We start from the raw sequence: 7,650 nt of genomic DNA, 5'->3' as shown, positions 1-7,650 counted from the left end.
CCACAGTCCCAGGACAAACCTCAATCCCACCAGCCGCAACCATCTGCGCAAAAGCCGACGGCACACCACTCACAAGACTGACATCACCCACACCCCCCTCCGAAAGAGCCAGAAGGTCGCGAACCACTTCGACACTGCCACCCGACACCAGCGGACCGAACAGCTCGAAAACCGAAACATCGAAATTGAACGACGTCGACACCAGAACACGAGAGAAATCCGTACCCCCGAACTCCGCCACCGCCCACGACAACAAACCCGCCACCGAACGATGCTCAACCACCACACCCTTCGGACGCCCCGTCGAACCCGACGTATAAATCACATACGCCGGAGACTCAGACCGAATCACCACACCCAGCGAATCACTGTCAAACTCCGCTATCGCCACCACAGTCGACGCATCATCCAACAAAACCTGAGCCACACCCCGGGGCAGTACCCCAGCCCACTCCGATGTCGTCAGCACCACCACCGGAGCCGCGTCATCAAGCATGTAGGCGATCCGGTCCACCGGATACTCCGGGTCGATCGGCAGATACGCACCCCCGGCCTTCAGCACCGCAAGCAGCGCCACCACCGTCTCGACACCACGCCCCAGACACACCCCCACCAACGACTCAGGGCCCACACCCCGCTCCACCAGCAAACGCGCCAACCGATTCGCACGACCATCCAAAACGGCATACGACACCTCAACACCGTTCGCGACAACCGCCACCGCCCCCGGCGCCCGCACCACCTGCGCCTCAAACAGACCCACCACCGTCGCGTCCCCGGCCGTCTCCACCACCGGGCCGTTCCACTCATCCACGACCTGGCGGAGCCCCGCCTCGTCCAGCACCTGCACGGCACTCAGCGGCACGTCCTGGCCGTGCTCAAGGGCCGTTTCGAGCGCGGACACCAGGTTCTCCGCAGCGGTACGCACGAAGACGCCCACCGTCTCCGGGTCGATCGGCGCCACCGCGTCCACGGCCAGCGTGAGCAGGTCGCCGTTGTCATTGACCGACACCATCAGAGGGAAGTTGGTGCGCTCGCGCGTGAAGACGGCGCGCATCCCCTCCAGTCCCTCGTGGCGCCGCTCGTCCGCCCGTTCCTCAGTGCTGCGGCCCGGGTTGTGCCGGAAGTTGAACAGCGCGGTGAACAGCGGAGTGTCACCGGTGATGCCGCTGGCGCGCTGTGCCACGACAAGTGGCGCGTGTTCGTGCTCCAGGAGCTCCGCCAGCTGGCTGCGCATCGCAGAGACGGCCGCGCGGACCCCGAAGGTGTCGGTGCGCACGCGCACGGGCAGCGTGTTCATGTACGGGCCGGGGACCTGGTCGGCTCCTTCGCCGGCGTTCATGCGGCCGAACAGGACGGTGCCGAAGACCACGTCCTCGCGCCCGCTGACCGCCGCGAGGACACGAGCCCACGCCACGTGCATGACCGTCGCCGGGCTGGCGCCCAGGCGGCGGGAGACCTCACGGAGCCGCTCGGTCAGCTCCGCGTCGAATGGCACCACTTCACGTACGGCACCGGCACCATCACCCCGGACGTCCGCGACGCCGAAGGGCGCGGTCGGCTCGGTGACGTCTCCGAGCAGGTCGGCGAAGTAACGCTCGTGCTCGGAGCGTGCGACCGCGCCGCGCGTCTGGGCGACGAAGGTACGGAACGGCAGCGGCTCGGGCAGCTCCCGGCCACGGCCGGCGAGGATCGCCTGAACCTCATTGAAGACGATCTCCAGGGCGGTGTGGTCGCGCACCACGTGGTGCGCCCGCAGCAGCCCAAGCCAGCGGCCGGTTCCCGGGACCTGAGAGGCGTGCATCCGGATGAGCGGGGCCTCGCCAAGGTTCATGCGCAGGCCACCGGCTGCGAGGAGCTGCTCGACCGGATCGCCGCCCTCGGGATCGAGGGTGACCTCCACCACGGGCAGGGTGGCGTGCCGTCTGACGACCTGGACCGGTTCGCGCAGGCCGTCCCACACGATCGACGTTCGGTAGATGTCGTGCCGCTCCACCACGCGCTGCAGGGCGTCAACGAAGGCGTCGAGCCGGTCGCGGGCGTCGAACTCGAGAACGGTCGGCATGACGTACGCGTCGTCACCGCCGTCGGCGAGGAGGTGGTGGAAGAGCAGGCCTTCCTGGAGCGGGGCCAGGGGATAGATGTCGGCGATGTTGGCCGCACCGCCGTCAACGCTGGCGACGACGCGCCCCAGCTCCTCGGCTGTCAGGTCGACGAGCGGCAGCATCTCGGGGGTGATCTCGGCGGCGCCGGCCGGGATCAGATTTTCCGGCACGGCGACCTGCACGACGCCCACCGAGGCCGCGAGGCCGGCCGGGGTCGGCGCCTGGAAGAAGGCCCGCACGGAGACGGAGACGCCCTGCTTCTGGAGGAGGGCGACGAGGCGGATCGCGAGCAGCGACTGGCCGCCGAGCTGGAAGAAGTCGTCGTCCACGCCGACGCTCTCCAGACCGAGGACCTCGGCGAAGGCGGCGCAGACGATCTCTTCGCGGGCGTTGGCGGGGCCGCGCACTCCGGCGGTCGTCTCGTGCTCGGGCGTGGGGAGGGCCTTGCGGTCGAGCTTGCCGTTGGCCGTCAGCGGCAGCGCGTCGAGGGTGACGACGGCCGAGGGGACCATGTACTCGGGCAGGCTCTCGGCCACGAACTCGGCTATGGGGACGGCCGGTTCGCCAGTGGTGACGACGTACGCGACGAGGCGACGGTCGCCCGGACTGTCCTCCCGTACCACCACAGCAGCCTGCACGACCTGCGGGTGCGCGGCCACAGCGGCCTGGACCTCACCCAGCTCGATACGGAAACCACGCACCTTGACCTGGTCATCCGTACGGCCCAGGAACACCAACTGTCCGTCCGCCGACCACTTCACGCGGTCACCCGAGCGATACATCCGCTCACCGCAGTCGGAGAAGGGAGACGCTACGAACCGCTCAGCCGTCAGGGACGGGCGCCCCACATAGCCCCGGGCCACACCCGCACCCGACACATACAGCTCACCCGGCACACCGACCGGGACCGGGCGCAGAGTCTCGTCCAAGACGAACACGCGGGCGTTCGGCACCGGCCTACCCACCACGACGGTCTCGGAGTCGGACAGACGGCCGATCGCGGTGTCCACGGTCGCCTCGGTCGGACCGTAGAAGTTAAAGCCCTCCACACCATCCAGCGACCGCAGCCGCCCCCACAGGTCGGCCGGAGTGGCCTCACCACCCACACCGATGCGCTTCGGACCCTCAGACCCTTCGAACAAGCCCTCGTCCACGAGGACTTGGAGGTAGGAAGGGGTGACCTCGGCGAAGTCGATACGCGAGGACCGCATCCACGCCACCAGACGCCCCGCGTCCAGCCACGTCTCCCCATCCACCACATGCAGCTCATGCCCCACAAACACAGCCGACAGCTGGTTCCACGACGCATCGAAAGAAACCGAAGTCGTCAGCGCAACCCGCAGCCGGTCACCATCCGTGGCGAACACCGTCCGACTATGACCCTCACACAGGCTCACCGCACCCCTGTGCGCGACCACCACACCCTTCGGACGCCCCGTCGAACCCGACGTATAGATCACATACGCAGGATCCTCAGGCCGAATCCGCATGCCCAACGCACCGGCATCCAAACCAGCCAGCGCATCCACCGTCTCCGCACCGTCCACGACCACCAGCGGCACGTCCGACAGCGGCAGCACACCCGCCGTCACCGACGACGTCAGCACCACCACCGGCGCCGCGTCCTCAACCATGTACGCAATCCGCTCCCGCGGATACTCCGGATCCAACGGCACATACGCGCCACCAGCCTTCAGCACCGCAAGCAGCGCAACAATCAGATCCGCACCCCGCCCCAGACACACACCCACCAGCGACTCAGCACCCACACCCTGAGCCACCAGATGACGGGCCAGGCGGTTAGCACGAGCATCCAACTCCACATAAGAGAACGACACCTCGCCCGCAACCACCGCAACCGCATCCGGCGTCCGCGCCACCCGCGCCTCGAACAACTCCACCAACGACCCCGCCACCACCTCAGCAGCCGTGTCATTCCACTCAGCCAAAAGCCGGCGCTCGCCCTCGTCCAACACATCCACCGCGCTCAGCCGCGTCCCCGGATCGGTGACGAGGACCTCGATCGCACGCGCCCAGCGGGCCACGAGCCGCTCGGCGGTCTCCGCGTCGAACAGGTCGGCGGCGGCGACCACCGAACCGCGCAGCCCCGCCGGAGCGCCCGCCTCGTCGAAGACCTCCGACACCGAAGCGTCCAGATCGAACTTCGCCGCCGACTCGCCGGTCACCGGACCGGACGCCTGCGCGTCGTTCCGGGGGGCGGTGGCCGGGGTTTCGGTGCCGCCCGCGCCCGGCAGGTCGAGTACGGCCTCGCCGGTGTTCTGTACCTTCAGCATGACCTGGAACAGCGGGTGCCGTGCCAGTGAGCGGGCCGGGGCCAGCTCCTCGACGAGCGTGTCGAACGGCAGCTCCTGGTTCTCGAAGGCCGCCCAGCCCGTCTGCCCTACTCGCGAGAGCAGTTCGGCGAACGTCGGGTCGCCCGACACATCCGTTCGCAGGACGAGGGAGTTGATGAAGAAGCCGACCAGGTCGTCGAGGGCCACGTCCGTGCGGCCGGCCACCGTCGTGCCGATCGGGATGTCGGTGCCGGCACCCAGGCGGGAAAGCACGGCTGCAAGGGCAGCCTGGAGCACCATGAAAGTCGTCACGCCCTCGGCCCGAGCCAGCTCGGCGAGGCGCGCGTGGACTTCGGCGGAGACACGGAGCGGCACCTTGTGGCCGCGCAGGGAGGGCACGGCCGACCGCGTACGGTCGACAGGCAGCTCCAGCTCCTCCGGAAGCCCCGCCAATACATCGTGCCAATAGGAGAGTTGAGTGGCCATCACGCTGTCGGTATCCGAGGCGTCACCGAGCAGCTCGCGCTGCCACAGCGTGTAGTCGGCGTACTGGACCGGCAGCGGCTCCCACTTGGGGGCCCCGCCCTCGCGCCGAGCCGCATAGGCGGCCGACAGGTCGCGGGCCAGCGGGCGCCTCGACCATCCGTCGCTCGCGATGTGGTGCATCACCATGACGAGCACCTGCTCGTCGGGGCCCGTGGAGAACAGGGAGGCCCGGATCGGTATCTCGGCCGAGAGATCGAAGGCGTACGAAAGGACATCTGCCATCGCGTCGTCGAGCTCCGCCGGGGAGACCTCCTCGACCGTCAGCTTCCAGTCCAGCTCGTCGAGCTTGAGAATGTGCTGGTACGGCTCACCATCCGCGACCTTGTAGACGGTGCGCAGCACCTCGTGACGGCCGATCACGTCCAGCAGGGCCAGGCCCAGGGCCTCGCCGTCGGTCTCACCCGAAAGACGCAGCACGACAGGGATGTTGTATGTGGAACTCGGCCCCTCGGACTGGCTGAGGAACCACAACCGGCGCTGCGCGAATGACAACGGAATCATCAGGACTCCTCCTGGGTACGCATCGGCCGCAACGCCGGCCTTGCTGTCTTTTGGTGGGCAAGTTGTTGAGCGAGTGCTGCCACGGTCGACGCGTCGAGGAGCACGCGGAGCGGAACCTCCACGCCGAGTTCGGCGCGGATCCTGCTGGTGAGGCGGACAGCGAGGAGCGAGTGGCCGCCGAGGGCGAAGAAGTCGTCGTCCACGCCGATGCTTTCGAGCCCGAGGAGCTCCGCGAAGGCCGCGCAGAGGATCTCTTCCTGACGGGTGGCGGGCCCGCGCCCCGACCCGACCGGGCCGGAGGCCTCCGGAGCGGGGAGGGCCTTGCGGTCGAGCTTGCCGTTGGCCGTCAGCGGCAGTGCGTCGAGGACGACCACGGCCGCCGGGACCATGTGCTCGGGCAGTCGCTGGGCCGCCACCTCCCGTACAGCTCGAGGCAGTCCCTCACTTGCATCGTCGGCATCGGTCGGGACGATGTAGGCGACGAGGCGGGTGTCGCCGGGGGTGTCCTCACGGGCAATGACAGCCGCCTGCGCGACCTCCCGGTGCGCGGCCACGACCGCCTGGACCTCACCCGGCTCGATACGGAAACCACGCACCTTGACCTGCTCGTCCGCACGGCCGAGGTACTCGAGCAGTCCCTCGGTGTTCCACCGGGCCACATCCCCCGACCGGTACATCCGCGCCCCTGGCTCGAACGGGTTCGCAATGAAACGTTCCGCCGTCAGACCCGGGCGGCGGACATATCCGCGGGCAAGCTGCGTACCCGCGATGAACAGCTCACCCGCAACACCCGGCGCCACCGGCTGCAAGCGTTCATCGAGTACGTAGAGACGCGTGTTGGCGATCGGGCGGCCGATGGGCACCGACTCACCGACCTCCTGACCTGCCACGACCTCGAAGACACAGCAACCGACCACCGTCTCGGTGGGACCGTACTCATTGACCACCACCGAACCCGGCGCACGCTCCAGCCAGTCACGCACCACACTGCCCGGAAGAGCCTCACCACCCACAACCCAACGGCGAGCAGCACCCGCCGATTGCTCCTTGTCCAGCATCTCCATCAGGAGCGGCAGGTGCGCCGGCACGGCCTTCACCAGTCCGAACCCACCCGGAGACTGCACCAGCTCGGCCAGCCCCTCGGCGCCACCGGCCGCACTGACCACCACTGCCGAGCCGGACACCAACGGCACCAGCACACTCGTCACCGTCAGGTCAAAGGCGAGCGAGGAATGCAACGGAGCACCCCCGCCACCACTCATCCCATACGCGTCCGCAGCCCACGCAACATAGTTCGCCAGACCACCATGAGTGACGGCCACACCCTTCGGCCGCCCCGTCGAACCCGACGTATAGATCACATACGCCAGACCATCCAACGAGACGGCCACCTCAGGCGAAGCCGAATCAGCCGCCGCCAGCTGAATCTCTGCCAGCGTGCTGTCCAGGGCCACGAACCGGTTCCGGCCCGCCGGGAGATCATCCAGAATCTCCTCGGTCGTCAGCGTCAGCGCTGCGCCACTGTCGGCGAGCATGAACCCGATCCGCTCCGCCGGATACTCCGGATCGATCGGCAGATAACCCGCACCCGCCTTCCACACACCCAAAATCGCCGCGATCAAGTCGACACCGCGCGGCAGACACAGACCCACCACCGACTCGGCACCCACCCCCTGACCGATCAGATAACGAGCAAGACGATTCGCCCGAGCATCCAACTCCGCATACGAGATCTCCATACCGCCGCAGACCACGGCCACCGCATCCGGCGACCGCACCACCCGCTCCTCGAACAACCCCGGCACCCACACCGACCCCAGATCAGCGGCCGTATCGTTCCACTCCACCAGCGCCCGACGCCGCTCCCCCGCATCGAGCACATTGAGAGAGCCGACCCGGGCCTGCGGGTCCGCGACCAGCAGGCCGATCACGCGCACAAGGCGTTCGGCCAGGCTCTCGACCGTCTCCCGGTCGAAGAGGTCCGCGGCCGCGACCACCTGACCCCGTACGCCAGCAGGGGAACCCTGCTCGTCGAAGGCCTCGGAGACGCGCACCTCCAGGTCGAACTTCGCCTTCGAGGTCCCGGCCGACATCCCGCCGGCCCGCAGGCCGGGGAGGTCGAGGACGGCCTCGGCGTTGTTCTGCAGGTCCAGCTGGACCTGGAACAACGGGTGTCGCGCCATCGAACGGCTCGGCGCCAGCTC

At 68.2% G+C, this 7,650-nt stretch carries 2 protein-coding genes; both read right to left on the bottom strand.

Annotated features, from left to right (window positions below; all coding sequences use genetic code 11):
- Positions 1-5,446 (bottom strand): amino acid adenylation domain-containing protein (locus ACZ7J0_RS33650; protein ID WP_470893870.1); only part of this gene is annotated, 5,446 nt, incomplete at its 3' end.
- Positions 5,446-7,647 (bottom strand): non-ribosomal peptide synthetase, encoded by a 2,202-nt coding sequence (locus ACZ7J0_RS33645; protein ID WP_470893872.1) that lies wholly within the window; start codon positions 7,645-7,647, stop codon positions 5,446-5,448. The genes ACZ7J0_RS33650 and ACZ7J0_RS33645, both read right to left, overlap by 1 nt.
- Positions 7,648-7,650 lie beyond the last annotated feature (3 nt).

The organism is Streptomyces sp. NPDC038280 (assembly GCF_055600045.1).
The sequence above is the reverse complement of the archived record's forward strand: the minus strand, read 5'-3'. Positions and strand labels throughout refer to the sequence as shown.